Origin of the sequence: Methylobacterium trifolii (genome assembly GCF_022179685.1) — a bacterium.
Lineage (GTDB): Bacteria > Pseudomonadota > Alphaproteobacteria > Rhizobiales > Beijerinckiaceae > Methylobacterium > Methylobacterium trifolii.
Map to the genome: position 1 here is coordinate 1 of NZ_BPRB01000029.1, position 18,958 is coordinate 18,958.

19 protein-coding genes and 1 tRNA gene are annotated in these 18,958 nt (G+C 70.9%); 7 read left to right on the plus strand and 13 right to left on the minus strand.

What is annotated here, in order from left to right; all coding sequences use genetic code 11:
- The 5 genes from COGEMETH_RS02325 to COGEMETH_RS02345 all read left to right on the plus strand — a co-directional run.
- On the plus strand, positions 1–897 hold an 897-nt coding region (locus COGEMETH_RS02325; RefSeq protein WP_444980406.1), incomplete at its 5' end, for a phage major capsid protein.
- Positions 898–900: 3 nt separating this feature from the next.
- Positions 901–1,113: a phage head-tail joining protein gene (locus tag COGEMETH_RS02330; protein ID WP_238181015.1), complete on the plus strand. Its 213-nt coding sequence runs from the start codon at positions 901–903 to the stop codon at positions 1,111–1,113.
- Positions 1,114–1,115: 2 nt separating this feature from the next.
- Positions 1,116–1,448 carry a DUF2190 family protein gene (locus tag COGEMETH_RS02335; RefSeq protein ID WP_238181016.1) on the plus strand — a complete coding sequence of 111 codons (333 nt, stop codon included), beginning with the start codon at positions 1,116–1,118 and terminating at the stop codon, positions 1,446–1,448.
- A 130-nt stretch (positions 1,449–1,578) separates the two neighbouring features.
- Positions 1,579–1,815 (plus strand): hypothetical protein, encoded by a 237-nt coding sequence (locus tag COGEMETH_RS02340; protein ID WP_238181017.1) that lies wholly within the window; start codon positions 1,579–1,581, stop codon positions 1,813–1,815.
- Positions 1,812–2,882, plus strand: coding sequence for a tyrosine-type recombinase/integrase (locus COGEMETH_RS02345; RefSeq protein ID WP_238181018.1), 1,071 nt, complete (start codon positions 1,812–1,814; stop codon positions 2,880–2,882). Before COGEMETH_RS02340 ends, COGEMETH_RS02345 begins: the two co-directional genes overlap by 4 nt.
- 67 nt (positions 2,883–2,949) lie before the next feature.
- Here the strand turns inward: COGEMETH_RS02345 and COGEMETH_RS02350 are convergent.
- A tRNA-Met gene (locus COGEMETH_RS02350) sits at positions 2,950–3,026 on the minus strand.
- A gap of 105 nt (positions 3,027–3,131) precedes the next feature.
- Positions 3,132–4,373, minus strand: coding sequence for a tryptophan synthase subunit beta (gene trpB, locus COGEMETH_RS02355; protein WP_238181019.1), 1,242 nt, complete (start codon positions 4,371–4,373; stop codon positions 3,132–3,134).
- A gap of 164 nt (positions 4,374–4,537) precedes the next feature.
- On the opposite strand from trpB, the gene msrB reads away from it, so the two are divergent.
- On the plus strand, positions 4,538–5,011 hold the full coding sequence (gene msrB / locus COGEMETH_RS02360) for a peptide-methionine (R)-S-oxide reductase MsrB (RefSeq protein WP_238181020.1): 474 nt from the start codon (positions 4,538–4,540) through the stop codon (positions 5,009–5,011).
- A gap of 56 nt (positions 5,012–5,067) precedes the next feature.
- Positions 5,068–5,799: a peptide-methionine (S)-S-oxide reductase MsrA gene (gene msrA / locus COGEMETH_RS02365; protein ID WP_238181021.1), complete on the plus strand. Its 732-nt coding sequence runs from the start codon at positions 5,068–5,070 to the stop codon at positions 5,797–5,799.
- 3 nt (positions 5,800–5,802) lie between these two features.
- On the opposite strand, the gene COGEMETH_RS02370 is transcribed toward msrA, so the two are convergent.
- The 11 genes from COGEMETH_RS02370 to infB form a co-directional block, all read right to left on the minus strand.
- Positions 5,803–6,459: a phosphoribosylanthranilate isomerase gene (locus COGEMETH_RS02370; protein WP_238181022.1), complete on the minus strand. Its 657-nt coding sequence runs from the start codon at positions 6,457–6,459 to the stop codon at positions 5,803–5,805.
- A gap of 76 nt (positions 6,460–6,535) precedes the next feature.
- Positions 6,536–6,898: a lipopolysaccharide assembly protein LapA domain-containing protein gene (locus COGEMETH_RS02375; RefSeq protein ID WP_238181023.1), complete on the minus strand. Its 363-nt coding sequence runs from the start codon at positions 6,896–6,898 to the stop codon at positions 6,536–6,538.
- Positions 6,899–7,037: 139 nt separating this feature from the next.
- Positions 7,038–7,349 carry an integration host factor subunit beta gene (gene ihfB, locus COGEMETH_RS02380; protein ID WP_238181024.1) on the minus strand — a complete coding sequence of 104 codons (312 nt, stop codon included), beginning with the start codon at positions 7,347–7,349 and terminating at the stop codon, positions 7,038–7,040.
- A gap of 67 nt (positions 7,350–7,416) precedes the next feature.
- Complete coding sequence (sppA, locus tag COGEMETH_RS02385) at positions 7,417–8,400, minus strand: signal peptide peptidase SppA (protein ID WP_238181025.1); 984 nt, start codon at positions 8,398–8,400, stop codon at positions 7,417–7,419.
- 399 nt (positions 8,401–8,799) lie between these two features.
- Complete coding sequence (gene rpsA, locus COGEMETH_RS02390; protein WP_238181026.1) at positions 8,800–10,521, minus strand: 30S ribosomal protein S1; 1,722 nt, start codon at positions 10,519–10,521, stop codon at positions 8,800–8,802.
- A gap of 328 nt (positions 10,522–10,849) precedes the next feature.
- Entirely contained in the window at positions 10,850–11,479 is a 630-nt protein-coding gene (locus tag COGEMETH_RS02395) for a biliverdin-producing heme oxygenase (protein WP_238181027.1), read from the minus strand.
- Positions 11,476–14,094, minus strand: coding sequence for a histidine kinase dimerization/phosphoacceptor domain -containing protein (locus COGEMETH_RS02400; RefSeq protein ID WP_238181028.1), 2,619 nt, complete (start codon positions 14,092–14,094; stop codon positions 11,476–11,478). Before COGEMETH_RS02400 ends, COGEMETH_RS02395 begins: the two co-directional genes overlap by 4 nt.
- 92 nt (positions 14,095–14,186) lie before the next feature.
- Positions 14,187–15,605 (minus strand): dihydrolipoyl dehydrogenase, encoded by a 1,419-nt coding sequence (locus COGEMETH_RS02405; protein ID WP_238181029.1) that lies wholly within the window; start codon positions 15,603–15,605, stop codon positions 14,187–14,189.
- Positions 15,606–15,699: 94 nt separating this feature from the next.
- Positions 15,700–16,668, minus strand: coding sequence for a tRNA pseudouridine(55) synthase TruB (truB, locus tag COGEMETH_RS02410; protein WP_238181032.1), 969 nt, complete (start codon positions 16,666–16,668; stop codon positions 15,700–15,702).
- 164 nt (positions 16,669–16,832) lie between these two features.
- Positions 16,833–17,249, minus strand: coding sequence for a 30S ribosome-binding factor RbfA (gene rbfA, locus COGEMETH_RS02415; RefSeq protein ID WP_238181030.1), 417 nt, complete (start codon positions 17,247–17,249; stop codon positions 16,833–16,835).
- Positions 17,250–17,351: 102 nt separating this feature from the next.
- On the minus strand, positions 17,352–18,958 hold a 1,607-nt coding region (gene infB / locus COGEMETH_RS02420), incomplete at its 5' end, for a translation initiation factor IF-2 (protein ID WP_238181031.1).

An 18,958-nucleotide genomic window follows, 5' to 3' on the forward strand; every position in this document is an offset into this window, starting at 1 on the left:
CGTGCTCTGCAGGGCGCGGGTGATGACGCCATCCGCGCCCTGCAGAGCACGAGCGACTTCCCGATGTTGCTGGCCGACACGGTGGGCCGGACCTTGCGCGAGGCGTATAGCGCCGCCCCGGCCGGCGTGAAGCGTCTCGGCCGACAGACCACCGCCCGCGACTTCCGCGCCAAGCACCGTATCCAATTCTCGGCCGCACCGACCTTGGAGCCGGTCAACGAGCATGGTGAGTTCAAAGCCGGTGCGATGGCCGAGGCGCAGGAGAGCTACGCGATCTCGACCTTCGGCCGCATCATCGGCATGACGCGGCAGGCGCTCGTCAACGACGATCTCGGCGCCTTCGCCGACCTCTCCCGCCGGCTCGGCACCGCCTCGGCGCAGTTCGAGGCGCAGTTCCTCGTCAAGCTGCTCCTGTCCAACCCGACGATGTCGGACAGCCTCCCGCTGTTCCACGCCTCGCACGGCAACCTCGCGGTGGCCGGAACCAAGATCACGCAGGACGCCCTCTCGGCGGCACGCCTCGCCCTTCGCAAGCAGGCCGGCCTACAGGGCGAGCTGATCTCGGTGACGCCGAAGTATCTGCTCGTCGGTGCCGACCGGGAGACGGAGGCGGAGAAGGCGATCACGGCCGTGCAGGCGACGAAGATCGGCGACGGCAACGCCTTTACCTTCCTGTCTGTGGTGGTCGACCCGCGAATCGACGACGGATCCTGGCACATCGTTGCCGACCCGGCGGAGATCGACGGGCTCGAATACGCCTACCTCGAAGGTGAGGCCGGGCCGCAACTCACCAGCGAACTTGGGTTCACCGTCGACGGCATGCGCATCCGGGTCCGCTTGGACTTCGGCGGCGGCTTTGTCGACCACCGCGGCTGGTATCGCAACGCCGGCGCTTGATCCGTGGAAACGATCTCCGATCTGCAGGCGCAGCTTTCAAAGCTGCGCCACCTCCGAAGCAACGGCATATTCAGCGTGTCGATCGAAGGCCAGGAAACCAAATTCCGGTCTGACGCCGAACTTGCCGCAGCCATCGCCGATGTCGAACGGCGCCTCTCTATACAATCGAACGGCAGGATCACGACAATCCGCCTTTCATCTTCGAAAGGTTTCTGACGATGAAGAACTTTGTTCAGGACGGGAACGTGATGACCGTTCCCGCTCCCTATTCCGTGGCGTCCGGCGGCGGTGTTCTGGTGGGCTCGCTGTTCGGCGTGGCGGCCTACGCGGCTGCGCAGGGCGCCCCGGTCGAGATCGTGACGGGCGGCGTGCGCGACCTTCCCAAAGTTGGCGGCGATACCCCGGCCATCGGGGGAAAGCTCTACTGGAACGACGCCACCAAGACAGTTTCCACGACGGCAGCGGGAAACACTCTGATCGGTGTCGCGGCGACGGCCGCCCTCGGTAACGCTGTGGCGGCCCGCATCCGTCTCAACGGCTTCATTCAGTAATTCAGGGCTTGCGGGCGCAGCTGAGGGCGACGCGGCCAGTCCAACAACGAACAGTTCGATCCCTGCCCGCATCATGAACATGGGGGACAATCGAACAAGGCCGCACCTTTTCCTTTCACGAGTTCAGGCCATGGCGAGCGCCACTCTTAATCTTCGCGTTCAGCCCTTCCGTCTCCTGACGCGGGCCGAGGCGGCGCACTATTGCCGTCGCACTCTCAAGAAGTTCGAGGCTCAGTGCCCGGTCCGTCCCGTCGAGATGGCGGACGGTGATCGCCTGTGGGACGTGCAGGACCTCGACCGCTGGATCGAGGGCTTGAAGGGTGGCGACGCGTCCGACCACGACGCCATCCTTGCGAGGCTCGGATGACCATCGTCCGGGTAAAGGGCTTTCAAATCTTCATCGACCGGCATGGCCGGCAGCGCTGCTACCACCGCAAGAGCCGCCAGGCGATCGACCTCGGGAAAGCGCCGATCGGCTCCGCCGAGTTTTTCGCCGAGTGCGCACGAATCGCTGCCCTGTCCGAAGCGGCTGCTCCCAAGCCGGGCACGCTCGGCAAGCTGATCGAGCTGTACCGCGGCCACGCGGTTTTCCTCGACTTGGCAGCGCAAACGCGCGCCGATTACCAGAAGATTTTCGACTATCTGAAACCGATCGCGGACACGCCGCTCGCGACCTTCAACCGGCCGTTGGTGGTGCGCATCCGCGACCGCGCGGCCGAAAAGAAGGGCCGACGCTTCGGCAACTACGTCAAGGCGGTGCTCTCGATCATCTTCGGATGGGGTTCGGAGCGCGGTCACATCGCCGCCAATCCCGCCGCAGGCATCAAAGACATCCGGCGCCAGAAGGGTGCGCCTGAGCGCAATCGACCGTGGAGCGATGCCGAGCGCGAATCGGTGATCGAGGCCGCGCCTGCGCACATGCGGCCGGGCCTCGCCCTCATGATGTACACCGGCCTCGGTCCAAAAGATGCTCTGACGCTGCCCAGGAGCTTCTATCGAGAGGGCGAGATAGCGACCCGGCGGGCTAAGACCGGCGAGCCGGTATTCTGGCCCGTTCCGGCCCCACTGGCGGCGATTCTCGACACCGCCCCGCTCCACACAGCTCCAACCCTCTGCGCGAACTCCACGGGCAAACCTTGGACCCTGTCCGGGTTTCGCGCGTCTTGGCGCCCCATCCGCATGCGCTTAGAGGCCGCCGGCGGTGTCGGACCGGCGCTGACACTCTACGGCCTTCGTCACACCGTGGCGGTGATTCTCCGCGAGATCGGATGGGACGAACGCACGATCGCCGACGCGCTTGGACAGAAGACGATCGAGATGGCCCGGCACTACGCCAAGGGCGCTGATCTTCGACCGAAAATGCGCGGCGTGGTCGCCTCTTTCGAGGCCGAATTGAACAAACGCAGCACGAAGGTTGTCAAACCCGCGTGCTGAAAATGTCAAACCGAACGCAACCGCATCAAAGCTTTGGGAAAAAGCTTATGAATTACAAGAGTTTAGGTGGTAGCGGGAGAGGGACTCGAACCCCCGACACGAGGATTATGATTCCTCTGCTCTAACCAGCTGAGCTACCCCGCCCCAGGCCGAGGCCGCCTGCGGAGACAGGGGCCGTTCGGAGAGCGCGATATAGGGAAACCGGCCTTCCGCTGTCAACGCCCCCGGACCGCCCTGCGACCCGGAAATCTAAAGCCGCGTCCCGAAGATCTCGGCGACCTGGGGGATGTCCTTGTCGCCGCGGCCGGAGAGGTTGAGCACCATCAGGTGGTCGGCCGGCTTCGACGGGGCGATCTCCAGCACCTTGGCGAGCGCATGGGCCGGCTCCAGGGCCGGGATGATGCCCTCCAGCAGCGCGCAGAGCTTGAACGCCTCCAGGGTCTCGGCATCGGTGGCCGAGAGGTAGGTGACGCGGCCGGCCTCGTGCAGCCAGGCGTGCTCGGGGCCGATGCCGGGATAGTCCAGCCCCGCCGAGATCGAATGCGCGTCCGAGATCTGGCCGTCGCCGTCCATCAGCAGGTAGGTGCGGTTGCCGTGCAGCACCCCCGGCTTGCCGCCGGTGAGCGAGGCCGCGTGCAGGCCGGACGAGACCCCGTGGCCGGCGGCCTCGACCCCGAAGATCTCGACCTCGCGGTCGTCGAGGAAGGGGTGGAACAGGCCCATGGCGTTCGAGCCGCCGCCGATGCAGGCGATCAGCGAATCGGGCAGGCGGCCCTCGGCCTCCAGCATCTGCGCCCTGGTCTCGTGGCCGATGATCGACTGGAAGTCGCGCACCATCGCCGGGTAGGGGTGGGGCCCGGCCACGGTGCCGATGCAGTAGAAGGTGTCGGCGACGTTGGTGACCCAGTCGCGCAGGGCCTCGTTCATCGCGTCCTTGAGGGTCTTGGTGCCGGACTCGACCGGGATCACCTCGGCCCCGAGCATCTTCATGCGGAAGACGTTGGGCGCCTGGCGCGCCACGTCGACGGCGCCCATGTAGACCACGCATTTCAGGCCGAAGCGGGCGCACAAGGTCGCCGTGGCGACCCCGTGCTGGCCCGCGCCCGTCTCGGCGATGATGCGGGGCTTGCCCATGCGCCGGGCGAGCATGATCTGGCCCAGCACGTTGTTCACCTTGTGCGAGCCGGTGTGATTCAGCTCCTCGCGCTTGAAGAAGATTCGCGCGCCCTGGCCCGCCGGCGCCTTCGCGCGGAGAAACTCGGCGAGGCGCTCGGCCTCGTAGAGGGGGCTCGGCCGGCCGACATAGTGCTTGAGGTAGCCGTCCATCTCCGCCTTGAAGGACGGGTCGGCCTTGGCGGCCTCGTAGGCGGCCTCCAGGTCGAGGATCAGCGGCATCAGGGTCTCGGCCACGAAGCGGCCGCCGAAGATGCCGAAGCGGCCGCGCTCGTCGGGGCCGGTGCGGAACGAGTTCGGGGTGGGGGCGATGGTCACGGGGACGGGTCCTTCGTGAAGTAGCAGGCGTTGTCCCGGTGACTAGTCCCCTACGCCCGGCGCCGCAATGCGGCGTGCCGCCGGTGGTGCGACCGGAGGGCGCCTGTAACCGCGCAGGCCGCCCAGCGAATCGATCGGGGACGTATGTGCCGGGAGAGATGTCCATGAACCGCCGTCAGACCTTTGCCGCAGGCGCCTCGCTCCTCGGGCTGTTCGCGGGCCTGCGCGCGACCGGAGCACGGGCCGAGGCGTTCCCGGTCGTGAAGAGCGACGCGGCCTGGCGGGCCGAGCTGAGCCCCGACGCCTACGCGATCCTGCGCGGCCACGGCACGGAGCGGGCGGGCACGAGCCCCCTCGACCGGGAGAAGCGGCCGGGGCGCTTCGCCTGCGCCGGCTGCGACCAGGCCCTGTTCGCCTCCGAGACCAAGTTCGACAGCGGGACCGGCTGGCCGAGCTTCTACGCGCCCCTGCCCGGCGCGGTCGGCACCGACACCGACCGGAGCTACGGCACCACGCGCACCGAGGTGCATTGCGCCCGCTGCGGCGGCCATCTCGGCCACGTCTTCGAGGACGGGCCCAAGCCCACGGGCCTGCGCTACTGCATGAACGGGGCGGCGCTCCGCTTCCACGCCGCCTGATCCCGCCCCGTCCTCCGGGGCGGACCCAAGAACCGATGCGAGACGCGAGGGCTCCCATGACCCAACCAACCCAGAGGACGGCCGGCAGGCTTCGGCCCCTGATCCTGGCGGCGGCAGGCCTCGGCCTGCTGTCGGCCGTGGCGCTTCCGCAATGGCGCGCCTTCGCGGAGGAGCCGGCGCGGCGCCTGCCGGAGGCCGCAGCGGTCGCGCAGGAGCCCGGGCACCTGCGCAGCGCGATCGTGGCGGGGGGCTGCTTCTGGGGCGTGCAGGGGGTGTTCCAGCACGTGCGCGGCGTGAGCCGGGCCGTCTCGGGCTATGCCGGCGGCAGCCAGACGGACGCCGACTACGCCAGCGTCAGCAGCGGCGGCACCGGCCATGCGGAGGCCGTCGAGATCACCTACGACCCGGCCGTGATCCGCTACGACGAGGTGCTGCGCATCTTCTTCTCGGTCGCCCTCGACCCGACCGCGGTGAACCGGCAGGGCCCCGACACGGGCCGGCAATACCGCTCGGCCCTGTTCCCCCGGGATGCGGAGCAGGCGCGGGTGGCCGGGGCCTACGTCGCCCAGCTCGACGCGGCCAGGCTCTACGGCCGGCCCATCGCCACGACGATCGAGCCGGGGGCGGCCTTCTACCCGGCGGAGGCCTACCACCAGGACTTCATGGCGGCCCATCCGAACCACCCCTACATCGCGGCCAATGACGCGCCGAAGCTGCGCGACCTCCAGCGCCTGTTCCCGGAGCGCACCAACGCCGCGCCCGCCCTGGTCGGTCGCCCGCCGGCCTGAGGATCAGCGCCCGCGGGCGGCGGCCACGAAGGCCGCGATGCGCGCGGGCTCCTTCACGCCGGGGGCGGATTCGACGCCGGACGAGACGTCGATGGCCGTGGCTCCCGTGCGCGCCAGCGCCTCGGCCACGGTCTCGGGAGTGAGGCCGCCCGACAGCATCCAGCCCGCCGGCAGGTCGGCGCCGGCCAGGACGTCCCAGTCGAAGGCCCGCCCGTTGCCGCCGGGGAGGGACGCGCCGGCCGGCGCCTTGGCGTCGAGGAGCAGGCGGTCGGCGGCGCGGGCATAGGCCGGGATGCGGGCGAGATCCGCGGCCGTGCCGATGCCCAGGGCCTTCATCACCGGCCGGCCGGCCCGCGCCCGGATCATGGAAACGCGCTCCGGGCTCTCGCTCCCGTGGAGCTGGACCAGATCGGGGTCGACGGCCTCCAGGGCGGCGTCCAACTCGGCATCGTCGGGATCGACGAGCAGGACGACGCGCTGCGCCCGGCCGCGGGCCTGGGCGGAGAGGGCGCGGGCCGTGTCCCACCCGACATGGCGCGGGCTCCGGGGAAAATGCACGAGGCCGATCCAGTCGGCGCCCGCATCGAGGGCCGCCGCCAAGGTCCCGGGCGTGCTCAACCCGCAGATCTTGATGGTGAGGCTTTGCGCAGACGCGTGCATGGACCGAGGCCTGATGACTCTCTGTTCCAGACCGTGTTTCCCCTCCCCACAAGGGGGAGGAGGAGATGGGCGCGGCCTAGCGCGGAGCGGGGAGGGCGGTGCGGGCCGGGCCGGGGCGCTGGACGGCGGCCTCGCGCTCGGGGGCGTAGGCCCGCAGGCGCTCGGTCTCGCCCTCCAGGCGGCGGACCTCGCGGCCGCGGTGGCGGGCGACGCGGCGGGTGCGCCCCTGGCCGAGCCAGGTGAAGACGCCGCCCACCAGGATGCCGACCGCCACCGCGCCGAACAGGATGGCGTAGAGTGGCAGCGTCAGGCTGAAGACGGGCAGGTCGGGGGAGAACGGATCGAAGGAGAGGCGCACGGCCTCGCGGTTGGCCACCGCCAGCAGGATCACGAGGATCGCGACCGGCAGCAGCACCAGACCCTTGAGGAAGCGGACCATCATCGTCTCCTAGGCAGGTTTCGCAAAAGTGGCCACCGGTTTTGCGACAGGAACCTGCGTCTTCTCGAGAACCTCAACAGGCGAAGCGTCGGCTTGCCAGCGCTTCGCCTGTTGAGGCCAGCATCGCGTTTTCGGGCTATTACGCGCTGGCCTGCGCGTCCTCGCCGATCCCGGCCTCGTTGAGGCGCAGGCGCATCTCCTTGCCCGTCTTGAACACGGGGATGGCCTTCTCGGAGACGGCAACGGCCGCACCCGTGCGCGGGTTGCGCCCGCGCCGCGCCTCGCGGCGCTTGACCGAGAAGGCACCGAAGCCGCGCAGCTCCACCCGGTCGCCGCGGGCGAGCGCGTCGGCGATGGTGTCGAGGATCGCGTTGACCAGGACCTCGACGTCCCGCTGGTAGAGGTGCGGGTTCTGCTCGGCGATCTTGAGGACGAGCTCCGACTTGATCATGGGGTTCGGTCTTCTCGCGGAATCGGCACGGGTCGGGTCGGGCGCCAAGTCTGTTCGGACGCCAGAGTCAGGGCGCGGTCTCGGGCGCCGGGCGCCAGAGGACGAGGAGGCCGCCCTGGGCCGCCGCCTGCGCCTCGCCGCCGATCCGGGCGAGCCGGGCCGAGAGGTCCTCGAAGCCGAGGAGGTCCGCCCCGAGGCCGAGTGCCGACCAGAGGGAGAAGCCGTTGTCGGCCTTCGGCTTCCAGTCGGTCACCGGCAGGTCCTTGGGCACGTTGCGGGCGCTCTCCAGCCAGGCCACCGCCTGCCGCTCGCTGCCGAGTTCGTCCACGAGCTTCAGGGGCACGCTCTGCCGGCCGCTGAACACCCGCCCGTCGGAGACCGTGGCGACCTGGCCCGCATCCATCCCGCGCCGCTCGGCCACCAGGCCCTTGAACCAGGCGTAGGTGTCGCCGACGACGGCCGCCAGCGCCGCGCGGGCCTCCGGCGAGGTCGGGGTGAAGCCCGAGGGCTCGGCCTTCAGGGGCGAGGACTTCACGGATTCGACCTTGACGCCGACCTTGTCGAGGAGGCCCGACAGGTCCGGATACTGGAACAGCACGCCGATGGAGCCGACGAGCGCCGTCTCGCGGGCGACGATGTGGTCGGCGGCGATGGCGGTGATGTAGGCCCCCGAGGCGGCGGTGCCGTCGACGAAGGCGACGATCGGCTTCTTGGCGGCCAGCGCCCGCAGGTTGCGGAACAGCTCCTCCGAGCCGGTGGTGGTGCCGCCGGGGGAGTTGATCGAGACCACGACGCCCTGCACGGCCGAGGACTCGCCCACGCGCTTCATCAGTTTGGCGGTGGCCTCGCTGCCGGCGATGAAACCGGAGATCGAGATGCGGGCGATCTGCGGGCGGACCGCGCCGAAGCCCAGACCCTCGGTGCCGGAGCGGACCCGGTAGCCCACGGCGCCCAGGGCCACGATCAGCCCACCGATCCCGAGCACCCGCCACAGGGACAACCTGCGGCGCAGGCGGCGCCGGTCGATCAGGAGTTCGGCGTCAGCGGCCATGCGATGGTGTCTCCCTCGCTGTTCCGGCTTGTCGCGCCGGCCGTTCTTGCTTGGCCCGCCTGCCTCAGGTCCGGCGGCGGGCGTTCGCAAGCCTGTCACACCCGGCGACGGTTTGCACCCGGTCTCCGGTCCAGATCAAGCCCCCGGAGCGAGCCCCAAGTCCTTGTCAGTCCTGGGTTCGTCGGCCGGGGCCGGCACCTGCGAGCGGTGTTCTAGAGCATTTCCGGCAGGGGTGGATACCGGGTCCCGCCAAGAAAATGCCGCGCCCGGCCCGGCGCCGCGAGCGGGAGGAGGGCAGGGCGGGAGGACAGAAAAAAACCCGCGCGGGAGGTGTGTCCCGCGCGGGTTCGGAATCTCAAGGCCGCCGCCCGGCACAACCGGGCGGCGAATCCCGGAAGATTACTTCTCGTCTTCGTCGTCGGTGCGGGCCTTCTTGAAGGCCGCGCCGAGGATGTCGCCGAGCGAGGCGCCCGAATCGGCCGAACCGAACTGGGCCATCGCCTCCTTCTCCTCGGCGACTTCGAGCGCCTTGATGGAGACCTGGACGCGACGGGCCTTGCGGTCGAACTGGACCACGCGGGCGTCGAACTTCTCGCCGGCCGCGAAGCGCTCGGGACGCTGGTCGCCACGGTCGCGGGCGAGCTCCGCCCGGCGCACGAAGGTGGTCAGGTCGGTGTCGACGATCTTCACCTCGACGCCGGAATCCTTCACCTCGGTGACTTCGCAGGTGACGATCTGGCCCTTCTTGACGTCGCCGGCCTCGGTGAACGGGTCGGAGCCGACCTGCTTGATGCCCAGCGAGATGCGCTCCTTCTCGACGTCGACGTCGAGAACCTGCGCCTTGACCATGTCGCCCTTCTTGAACTCCTCGATCACCTGCTCGCCGGGGCGCTGCCAGTCGAGGTCCGAGAGGTGGACCATGCCGTCGACGTCGCCCTCGAGGCCGATGAACAGGCCGAACTCGGTCTTGTTCTTGACCTCGCCCTCGACCTCGGAGCCCACGGGATGCTTCTCGGAGAAGGCCTCCCACGGGTTCTGCAGGGTCTGCTTGAGACCGAGCGAGATGCGGCGCTTGACCGGATCGACCTCGAGGATCTGCACTTCCACCTCCTGCGAGGTGGAGACGATCTTGCCGGGGTGGACGTTCTTCTTGGTCCAGCTCATCTCGGAGACGTGGATCAGGCCCTCGATCCCCGGCTCCAGCTCCACGAAGGCGCCGTAATCGGTGATGTTGGTGACGCGGCCCTTGAGCTTGGCGTCCACCGGGTAGCGGGCGGCGATGCCCTCCCACGGATCGGCGAGCAGCTGCTTGATGCCCAGCGAGATGCGGTGCGTCTCGTGGTTGATCTTGATGATCTTGACCTTGACCGTCTGGCCGATGGTCACGACCTCGGACGGGTGGTTCACCCGGCGCCAGGCCATGTCGGTGACGTGGAGCAGGCCGTCGATGCCGCCGAGATCGACGAAGGCGCCGTACTCGGTGATGTTCTTGACGACGCCGTCGATGACCTGGCCCTCTTCGAGGTTGGCCACCAGCTCGGAGCGCTGCTCGGCGCGGCTCTCTTCCAGCACGGTGCGGCGGGAGACGACGATGTTGCCGCGGCGGCGATCCATCTTGAGGATCTGGAAGGGCTGCGGGGTGCCGAGCAGGGGCGTCACGTCGCGCACGGGGCGGATGTCGACCTGCGAGCGCGGCAGGAAGGCCACGGCGCCGTCGAGGTCGACGGTGTAGCCGCCCTTGACCTGGTTGAAGATCGTGCCGGTGACGCGCTCGTTGGCCTCGAAGGACCGCTCGAGCTTGACCCAGGACTCCTCGCGCCGCGCCTTGTCGCGCGAGATGACGGCCTCGCCGAGCGCGTTCTCGATGCGGTCGACGTAGACCTCGACCTCGTCGCCGACGGCGAGCTCGCCTTCACGGCCGGGGCCGTTGAATTCCTTGAGGGCGACACGGCCTTCCGTCTTGGCGCCGATGTCGATGACGGCCACGTCCTTCTCGATCGCGACGACGCGACCCTTGACGACGGAGCCTTCGGTGATCTCGTGCTGGAGGAAGCTCTCCTCCAGGAGTGCCGCGAAATCGTCGCGGCTCGGTGCGCTGCGCAGAGCGGTACCAGCAGTCATTCTCTCTCCTGAACGGCCCCCGCGGAGGCCCGTGCGTCGGCGGCTCGTGTTGCGAACGCCCCCGTCGCCGCTGCCGCTCCCGGTTTCAGGGGAGGGGCGGCCGGTCCGTGCGGACCGGCTTGCCGACGCGTCGATACGGTGTCCGAGGGCGGTCCGTCCGGGGATTCGGGTGCGCGCGACTCACGAACGCGCGCGCAGGCCGGCCGGAAAGACGCCGGCTCCATACAGCATCGCGCCCGCCGCTTCAACAGAACTCGGCTCCGGTAGACGGATCAACCGCCCCCTCTGGCGGATGTATAGATCGGTGGGACGGGCGACGCGTTCCGGATCAGCGGCTGGACAGGATCGCGAGGTCGCCGGGCGCCGGCCGCGGCTCGCCCGCGTCCGCCTCGCACAGCCACGCCCGCATCGCCTCGAAGGTGGCGATGGCCGATTCCGTCACGGCCTCTTCCCCTGCGGGCTCGTCGGAGGAGGCGTCGAGGCGCGCCCGGAAGGCCGCCCACATGGCGCCTGTCCGCGGGCCGTGCGCCCGGTAATAGGCGAGGCCGTCCCCCGTGATCCCGTGCTGGGCCGCGATGTGGCGGCCGATCACCTGGCCGCCGAGCGTGGAGCCCTCCAGCACGTAGAGGGCGCCCATCGCCGCCGCCGGCCCGGCGAGGAAGACCGGATCGGGGCGGGGCAGGGCCGCGAGGCTGTCCTCGGGCAGGCCGAGATGGCGCAGGTCCGCCGCCAGGGCGTCGAGCCGCAAGCGGGGGGCGAGGAAGGCGTCGTCGGCAAGTGCGGCGGCGATGGCCGGCTCGTAGGCGGCGTGGAACCCGTAGAAGCGGACGAGCAGGCCGCGATAGCCCGCCCGGGTGGCGACGCGGGCCTGCCAGTCGAGGGCGTGCTCCAGGCCCTCGTGGGCGGGGGCGGTGGCCGCGCGCAGGCGCCGGTGCAGGGTGTCGTCGGGGCGGGTCATGCGGTGATCGTGAAACAGGCCCCGGGGGCGTTGGCGACCTCGAGGCTGGCGTTGATCTGGTCGAGCATCGCCCGGATCAGCTTCATCCCGAGACCGCTGCCCTTGCTCATACCCTTGCCCTTGCCGGGGACCCGGGGCTCGGCCCAGTCCGCGGGCAGGCCCGCGCCGTCGTCGCAGACCCGCAGGCGCACGGTGCCGGGGCCGGCCGCCGAGACGCTGACCGCGACCCGGGCGCCGCCTGCGGGATTGCCCGCATACTTGAAGGCGTTGGTCACGAGTTCCGTGGCGATCAGGGAGAGGGCGACCGCCTTGCGGTAGGGCACCATCAGGCCGGGCTCGGCCGTGAGGTCTACGGCATGCCCCGCGCCGGCCAGGCCCGCCAGGTCCGCGCACAGGGTCTCGATGGTCTGGCCGAGGTCGACCTCCTCGATGGTCTCGGCCTGGTACAGGCTGTCGTGCACCCGCGCCACGCTCATCACCCGCGCCGAGGTGTCGGCGAAGGCCTGGCGCGCTGCGGGATCGGTGACCTGGCGGCGCTGCATCTGCAGGAAGGCCGAGACGATCTGGAGGGAGTTCTTGACCCGGTGGTCGATCTCGCGGGTCAGGATATCCTTCTGCGCCAGCAGCTTCTCCTTCTCGGCCAGCAGCCCCGTCAGCTCGTCGATCTTGCGGCGCTGGCGCAGGACCACGCCCTCGACGGCGCGCGCGAGCGAGACGGCCAGCGACACCTGCCACTCGGCCCAGGGGGTGGCGTGGCCCCGGCGCTCCTCCACCCAGCGCTCGAAGGAGCGCCGGGGCAGCACCGCCACCGGGCCGCTGCCGATGAGGACGGGTTTGCGCGGGTCGCCGCTCCAGGTCACGGTGCTGGCCACCTCCGGCCGGAACCAGAGCAGCAGGTTCTCCCGCGACAGGTCGACGAAGGTGGCGAGCAAGCCGCTGGCGGTCTCGCGATGGGGGGCGGCCGCGGGGAAGGCAGCGGTGAAGGCGTCGCTGGAATAGCCCGGCTCCCCGGGCGCGAGGCGCCCTTTCAGCCAGGCGGCGATCTCGCCCACGCACGAGGCCGGCGGGGTGCGGCCGATCAGGGTGATCCGGTCGCCGGAGACGATGCCCGCGCCCGTCGCGCCGAACAGGTCGAGGAGGGTCACGGAGCCGGCGGTGAGCGCGGCCACGAAGTCGTCCGAGCGGGTCAGCTCGCGCACGAGGCGGGCTTCCGTGTCGAGATGGGCCTGCCGCTCGGCCCAGAGCCGGCGCGACTCGATCTCCTGCACCCGCATGGCGAAGGCCTCGGTCAGGACGGTCGCGGCGGCGCGGGTCTCAGGCGGCACGTAATGCGGGCGGCGGTGATGGCCGATCATCAGGCCCCAGAGCCGGCCCTCGACCATGATCGAGATCGACATCGAGCCGTCGACGCCGAGGTTGCGCTGGTATTCCAGGTGGATCGGCGAGAGGGTGCGGTTCTGGGCGAAGGTGAGGTCGACCGGCCCGTTCCCGGCGGAAGGCGCCGCGACCAGGGGCACGGGCACGCAGTCCCGGTCGATCACGAAGCGGCTCTTGGCCCGGGTGTAGAGGGCACGCGCCTGGGCCGGGATGTCGGAGGCCGGGAAGCGCAGGCCGAGGAGCGCGCGCGACCAGTCCGCCACCTTGTCCTCGGCGATGGCCTCGCCGTTCCAGTCCGGATCGAAGCGGTAGACCAGCACGCATTCGAAGCCGGTCAGCGCCCGGATCTCCAGGGCGGCGATCCGGGCGGCCCCGGTGAGCGTCCCGGCGGCCCGCAGGCGCCCGACCGCGAGTTCGGAATCGATCTGGCTCGCGATCCCGAAATCCTCCGGACGGTCCGGCGCCAGTTCCAGCTCGACGATCACCCGGCCCGCATGGGCGTGGGCGACGGTGTGGTAGGTGGTCGTCCGGCCGGGGAGCGTCAGGACGCGGCGGACGGAGCGGCCGTCGTCGAGGGTGCCGCTGGCCAGCCGCGCGCGGATCAGGTCCACGAAGGCGGCCGGCAGCACGGCATCCAGGGACAGGCCCGCCACGGACAGGGTGGAATCGGCGAGGATGTCCTGCACGTTGGTGCTGTGGGCCAGGATCGCGAGGTCGCCGGCATCGGCCGCCAGCAACACGGCGTTCGGCTGGATCGAGCCCGGAACGTGGATCGGCTCGCGCTCGCACAGGCTCGGGTCGACGGGCTCGGCCCGGGCCCGGCGGCCCACGGCCGCGATCACCGCCTCGCGGGACTGGCCGGCCCCGAGGCTCTCCATCGGCTGGATGGTCAGCCAGTAGCGCTCCCGGCCCCGCAGCATCCGCACCCGCGCGCGCATCGGCTGCGGCAGGCGGCCGAACACGAACTCGAAGGTCTCGTCGAAGTCGGACCGCCGGGTGCCGGCGAGGAACCGGCCGAAGAAGCTCGGCACGTTGGCGCTCGGCACCACCTCGCGAAAGTAGTTGCGCCCCAGCACGGCGTCGGGCGAGAGGCCGCAGAGGGTGCTCGCCCCGGCGCTGAACAGCAGGACGACGCCGGCCGCATCGAGCCCGATCACGCCCGCGTCGAGCCGATCGAGGTCGGCGGGAGCGAGGGCGTCGAGATCGACGGGCTCGCCGACGGCAACGGGCGGCGGCATTCAGGAACGAAACCGGTTCATCTGCGGTCCGGTATGACCGTGCCGGCATCGGAGCGCAATGCTCGGCCCGCATGCCTGGGCACGCCGTGGCATCACGATCGCATCGAGCCTCGGCGCATCTTGTCGATCCTGTGTGCGATATGAGACAAAGCGGTGCCTAAGCCTTCCTCCAGCGTGGGGTGATAGACCGGACGTTCGGCCATAGCCTGGGCGTCGAGTCCGTCCTGGATCGCGTAGGCCAGGAGGTGGGCAAGGTGCTCGACGCCGGGCCCGAGCATCTCGCCCCCGAGCAGCCGGCCCGCCCCGTCCGCCCAGATCCGGATGCCGCCGTGGTTGACCCCCTCGACGCGGGCCCGGCCCTGGTCGGAGAAATCCATGCGACCGACGATCCGGTCCCCGGAAGGCCCGGCCTCGTAGGGCGCGCCGACCACGGCCGCCTGGGGATGGGTGAACACCATCGCCAGCCGCGTCCAGGGCTCGGGCGCCTCGATCCGGCCGGAGGCGGCGAGTGCCGCGGCGTTGCGGCCGGCGATTCCGCCCTGGCGGCTCGCCTCGTGCAGCACCGGCCGCGCGGCGTTGGCGTCGCCCGCGATCAGGATCGGGCCGCCGGCGCAGACCAGGCTGCGGGCATCGAAGGCGGGCAGGCCGTCCTCGCCGAGGGTCAGCCCGGCCTGCGCGAGGCCGATCCCCTCCAGGTTCGGCGGCCGGCCGGTGGCGGCGAGCACGGCCGAGAAATCCCCCGTCGCAGGCCGGCCGTCCGGCCCCGTCCAGGACAGGCGCACGCCGTCGCCCACCGCCTGCGCGCCCGCGATCTCGGTTTGCAGATGGAGGTCGAGTTCCGCACCGAAGATGCGGGCGGCCGCCTCCACCAGGTCCGGCTCGGACAGCCCGGCAAGGGAGGCCCCGACGTCGAACAGGCTGACCGCGACCCCGAGGCGGGCCATCGCCTGGGCGATCTCGATGCCCACCGGCCCGCCGCCGAGGACGGCGAGGGAGGCCGGCAGGTCCGGCAGCTCGAACACGGTGTCGGTGGTGAGCACCCGGTCTCCCAACGCCCGCAGGGGTTTCGGGACGGCCGGGCTCGATCCGGTGGCGACCACCGCGGCGCGGAAGCGCACCCGCGTATCTTCGCCCACAGTGAGCGTGCCAGGGTCGAGGAAGCGGGCGCGGCCCGCGAGGCGCTGGTCTTCGGGGAGCGCATCCATGCCCGCGAACACGCCGGCCACGAAGCGGTCGCGCTCGGCCCGCAGTCGGCCGAGCACGGCCGGCCCGTCGATCGAGACGCCGGCCACCCGCACGCCGAACAGGCCGGCCTGGCGCGCGTCGTGGGCACGGGCGCCTGCCGCGGCCAGCAGCTTCGAGGGCATGCAGCCGACGCGGGCGCAGGTGGTGCCCCCCGGCCCCTGCTCGATCAGGACGGAGCGGGCGCCGGCCGCGGTCGCGGCCCGGTGGGCGGAGATGCCGGCCGTGCCGGCCCCGATGACCGCCACGTCGTAGCTGAGTTCGTGCATGAGGCGCCGACGATCCGTGCGGGCCGTTGCGCCGGCCGCTACCGCTGGCCAACCGGGGCCGGGAGCGATCGTTCCTGGAGGATTCCCGACAGGGTCAGGCCATCCGGCCGGCGCTGGTCCCGCCGAGGTGGAACACCCGGTGCGGCACGAGCTCGCCCCGCTCCACGTCGCCGACCGCCACGAGGATGCCGCCGCAGGTGGCGAAGATCTTGCCCTCCACCGGGGCGTCGCGCCCGCGCAGGATCACCGGCTGGCCGCGCATCAGGCGCAACGCCATGTCGCGCGAGACCGCCACGGAGGCGATCGCGTCGAGCGCCGTCTCCACCGGCCGCAGGTGCGCGCCGTTGCCGTCGGGGCCGCCGGCCTCGAGGGCGGCGACGTCGCAGGCCTCGGCCTCCGAGAACGGGCCGACGCGGGTGCGGCGCAGGGCCGAGACGTGGCCGTAGCAGCCGAGCATGCGGCCGAGGTCGCGCGCCAGCGCCCGGACGTAGGTGCCCTTGCCGCACTCGGCCTCGATCACCGTGTGGTCGCCGTGGTGCTCGGCCACAGCCAGGCGGTCGATCTGCACCGGGCGGGCCGCCAGTTCCACCACCTCGCCGTCGCGGGCGAGGTCGTAGGCGCGCTCGCCCTGGATCTTGATCGCGGAATAGCGCGGCGGCACCTGCTCGATGGCGCCGACGAAGGCCGGCAGCGCGGCCTCCACCGCCTCGCGGGCGGGGCGGGCCTCGCTCGTCGCGACGGGCCGGCCCTCGGCGTCGTCCGTGTCGGTCTCCACGCCCCAGGCGACCGTGAAGCGGTAGGCCTTGCGGCCGTCCATGACGAAGGGGACGGTCTTGGTCGCCTCGCCCAGCGCGATCGGCAGGATGCCCGAGGCCAGCGGATCGAGGGTGCCGGCATGCCCCGCCTTCTTGGCGTTGAAGGCGCGCTTGACCACCGCGACCGCATGGGTCGAGGTCATGCCGACGCCCTTGTCGAGGATCACCCAGCCGGACACGTCGCGCTTCTTCGGCCGGTCGGGCCGGGGCGCGCCGCGGGGCGGGCGGGGCGTGTCCGCGCGGCGCATCGCGGGCGGGACCGGGACGGGGGCCTGCTCAACGGGGGGAACGTCGTTCATCAAAACCTCGGTCGGTGCTCGTATCGACGGCGGCCGCTGCGGGCGAAGGCCCCAGGCCCGCGGGGCGTCGACGGCGTCGTCTGGTGCCGATCCCACGGGGATCAATGCACGGCTCAGGCGTCCGGTTCGGACGCGCCCTCGGGCTGTTCGAGGTCGCGCCGGACCCGGTCGTCGCGCAGGAGGCGGTCGATCCGGTCGGCCTCGTCGAAGGTCTCGTCCCGGAGGAAGCGCAGTTCGGGGGCGAACTTCAGGTTCACCCGCCGGGCCACCTCCTGGCGCAGGACCTTGCGGTTGCGCTCGAGCGCCGCGATCACCGGCGCCTCGTCCCGGCCGCCCAGCGGCATGACGTAGGCGGTGGCGAGCTTCAGGTCCGGCGACATCCGCACCTCCGGCACGGTCACGACGTGGGAGCCGAGCACCGGGTCCTGGATGTCGCCGCGCTGGAGCACCTCGGCCAGAGCGTGGCGCACGAGTTCGGCCACGCGCTGCTGGCGCTGGGACGGGCCGGTCGGGTTCGGTTTCTGGGCCATGCGCTTTGCGTTGTCCGGCGCCGGGCTGCGGCGCGGACGGGTACAAAAAAAGGACGGCCGCGGCAGGTGCCGCGGCCGCCGTGTCGGAGACCGAGCGAAGGCTCAGAGGGTGCGGCGGATCTCCTCGACCCGGTAGCACTCGATGATGTCGCCCGCGCGCATGTTCTCGAAGTTCTCGAAGGCCATGCCGCAATCCTGGCCGGAGGTGACTTCCTTCGCGTCGTCCTTGAAGCGCTTGAGCGTCTTCAGCTTGCCCTCGTGGATCACCACGCTGTCGCGGATCAGGCGGACATGGGCGCCGCGCTCGACGACGCCGTCGCTGACGCGGCAACCGGCGACCTTGCCGACCTTCGAGACCTCGAAGATCTCCTGGATGAAGGCTTCGCCCAGGCGCTCCTCGCGCAGGGTCGGCGACAGCATGCCCGAGAGGGTGGCTTTGATGTCGTCCACGAGGTCGTAGATGATGTTGTAGTAGCGGATCTCGACGCCGGCCCGCTCGGCCGCCTCGCGCGCTTCCTTGTGGGCGCGCACGTTGAAGCCGATGACGAAGGCCTTGGAGGCCTGCGCCAGGGTGACGTCCGACTCGGTGATGCCGCCCACGCCCGCGAGCAGGATGCGGGCCGAGACCTCGTCGTTGCCGATCTTCTCCAGGGCGCCCGAGATCGCCTCGACCGAGCCCTGCACGTCGCCCTTGATGAGCACCGGCAGTTCCTTGCGGCCGGCGCCCTCCTTGAGGTCGCGCATCATGTCCACGAGCGAGCGGTTGGCGCCGCCCGTGCGGGCGTTCTGGCGCTCGCGCTTGGTCCGGGCGCGGTATTCCGTGACCTCGCGGGCTCGCGCCTCGCTGGGCACAACGACGACCCGGTCGCCGGCGTCCGGCGTGCCGTTGAAGCCGAGCACCTCCACCGGCACGGACGGGCCGGCATACTGGATGTTCTCGCCCTGGTCGTCGATGAGGGCGCGCACGCGGCCCCACTCGGCACCGGCCACGACGATGTCGCCGGTGAAGAGCGTCCCGCGCTGCACCAGAACCGTGGCCACGGGGCCGCGGCCGCGGTCGAGCTTGGCCTCGATCACGGTGCCCTCGCCGTCGCGCTTCTCGTTGGCGCGCAGGTTCATGATCTCGGCCTGGAGCTGCAGGCCCTCCAGCAGGTCGGGCAGGCCGTCGCCGGTCTTGGCCGAGACCTCGAATTCCAGGGTCTCGCCGCCCATCGACTCGACCTGGATGTCGTGCTGGAGCAGCTCGGTGCGGACCCGCTGCGGGTTCGCGTCGGGCTTGTCGATCTTGTTGATCGCCAGGATCAGGGGGACGCCGGCCGCCTTGGCGTGCTGGATCGCCTCGATGGTCTGGGGCATCACGCCGTCGTCGGCCGCCACCACGAGCACGACGATGTCCGTCACCTTGGCGCCGCGCGCCCGCATCGAGGTGAAGGCGGCGTGGCCGGGGGTGTCGATGAAGGTGATCATGTCGCCGGACGGCGAGGCCACCTGGTAGGCGCCGATGTGCTGGGTGATGCCGCCGGCCTCGCCCTCGACCACGTTCTCCTTGCGGATGGCGTCGAGCAGCGAGGTCTTGCCGTGGTCGACGTGGCCCATGATCGTGACGACGGGGGGACGGGGATCGAGATCCTCCTCCAGGTCCGGCTCGTCCGAGGTCAGGCCCTCCTCCACGTCCGACTCGGCGACGCGGCGGACGTGGAGGAGGGCCT

Excerpts from the sequence above, each read along its gene's own strand:
- COGEMETH_RS02335 (WP_238181016.1), top strand. The coding sequence starts at position 1,116 with ATGAAGAACTTTGTTCAGGACGGGAACGTGATGACCGTTCCCGCTCCC.
- COGEMETH_RS02340 (WP_238181017.1), top strand. The coding sequence starts at position 1,579 with ATGGCGAGCGCCACTCTTAATCTTCGCGTTCAGCCCTTCCGTCTCCTG.
- COGEMETH_RS02345 (WP_238181018.1), top strand. The coding sequence starts at position 1,812 with ATGACCATCGTCCGGGTAAAGGGCTTTCAAATCTTCATCGACCGGCAT.
- msrB (WP_238181020.1), top strand. The coding sequence starts at position 4,538 with ATGAACCGCCGTCAGACCTTTGCCGCAGGCGCCTCGCTCCTCGGGCTG.
- msrA (WP_238181021.1), top strand. The coding sequence starts at position 5,068 with ATGACCCAACCAACCCAGAGGACGGCCGGCAGGCTTCGGCCCCTGATC.
- COGEMETH_RS02370 (WP_238181022.1), bottom strand. The coding sequence starts at position 6,459 with ATGCACGCGTCTGCGCAAAGCCTCACCATCAAGATCTGCGGGTTGAGC.
- COGEMETH_RS02375 (WP_238181023.1), bottom strand. The coding sequence starts at position 6,898 with ATGGTCCGCTTCCTCAAGGGTCTGGTGCTGCTGCCGGTCGCGATCCTC.
- ihfB (WP_238181024.1), bottom strand. The coding sequence starts at position 7,349 with ATGATCAAGTCGGAGCTCGTCCTCAAGATCGCCGAGCAGAACCCGCAC.
- sppA (WP_238181025.1), bottom strand. The coding sequence starts at position 8,400 with ATGGCCGCTGACGCCGAACTCCTGATCGACCGGCGCCGCCTGCGCCGC.
- rpsA (WP_238181026.1), bottom strand. The coding sequence starts at position 10,521 with ATGACTGCTGGTACCGCTCTGCGCAGCGCACCGAGCCGCGACGATTTC.
- COGEMETH_RS02395 (WP_238181027.1), bottom strand. The coding sequence starts at position 11,479 with ATGACCCGCCCCGACGACACCCTGCACCGGCGCCTGCGCGCGGCCACC.
- COGEMETH_RS02400 (WP_238181028.1), bottom strand. The coding sequence starts at position 14,094 with ATGCCGCCGCCCGTTGCCGTCGGCGAGCCCGTCGATCTCGACGCCCTC.
- COGEMETH_RS02405 (WP_238181029.1), bottom strand. The coding sequence starts at position 15,605 with ATGCACGAACTCAGCTACGACGTGGCGGTCATCGGGGCCGGCACGGCC.
- truB (WP_238181032.1), bottom strand. The coding sequence starts at position 16,668 with ATGCGCCGCGCGGACACGCCCCGCCCGCCCCGCGGCGCGCCCCGGCCC.
- rbfA (WP_238181030.1), bottom strand. The coding sequence starts at position 17,249 with ATGGCCCAGAAACCGAACCCGACCGGCCCGTCCCAGCGCCAGCAGCGC.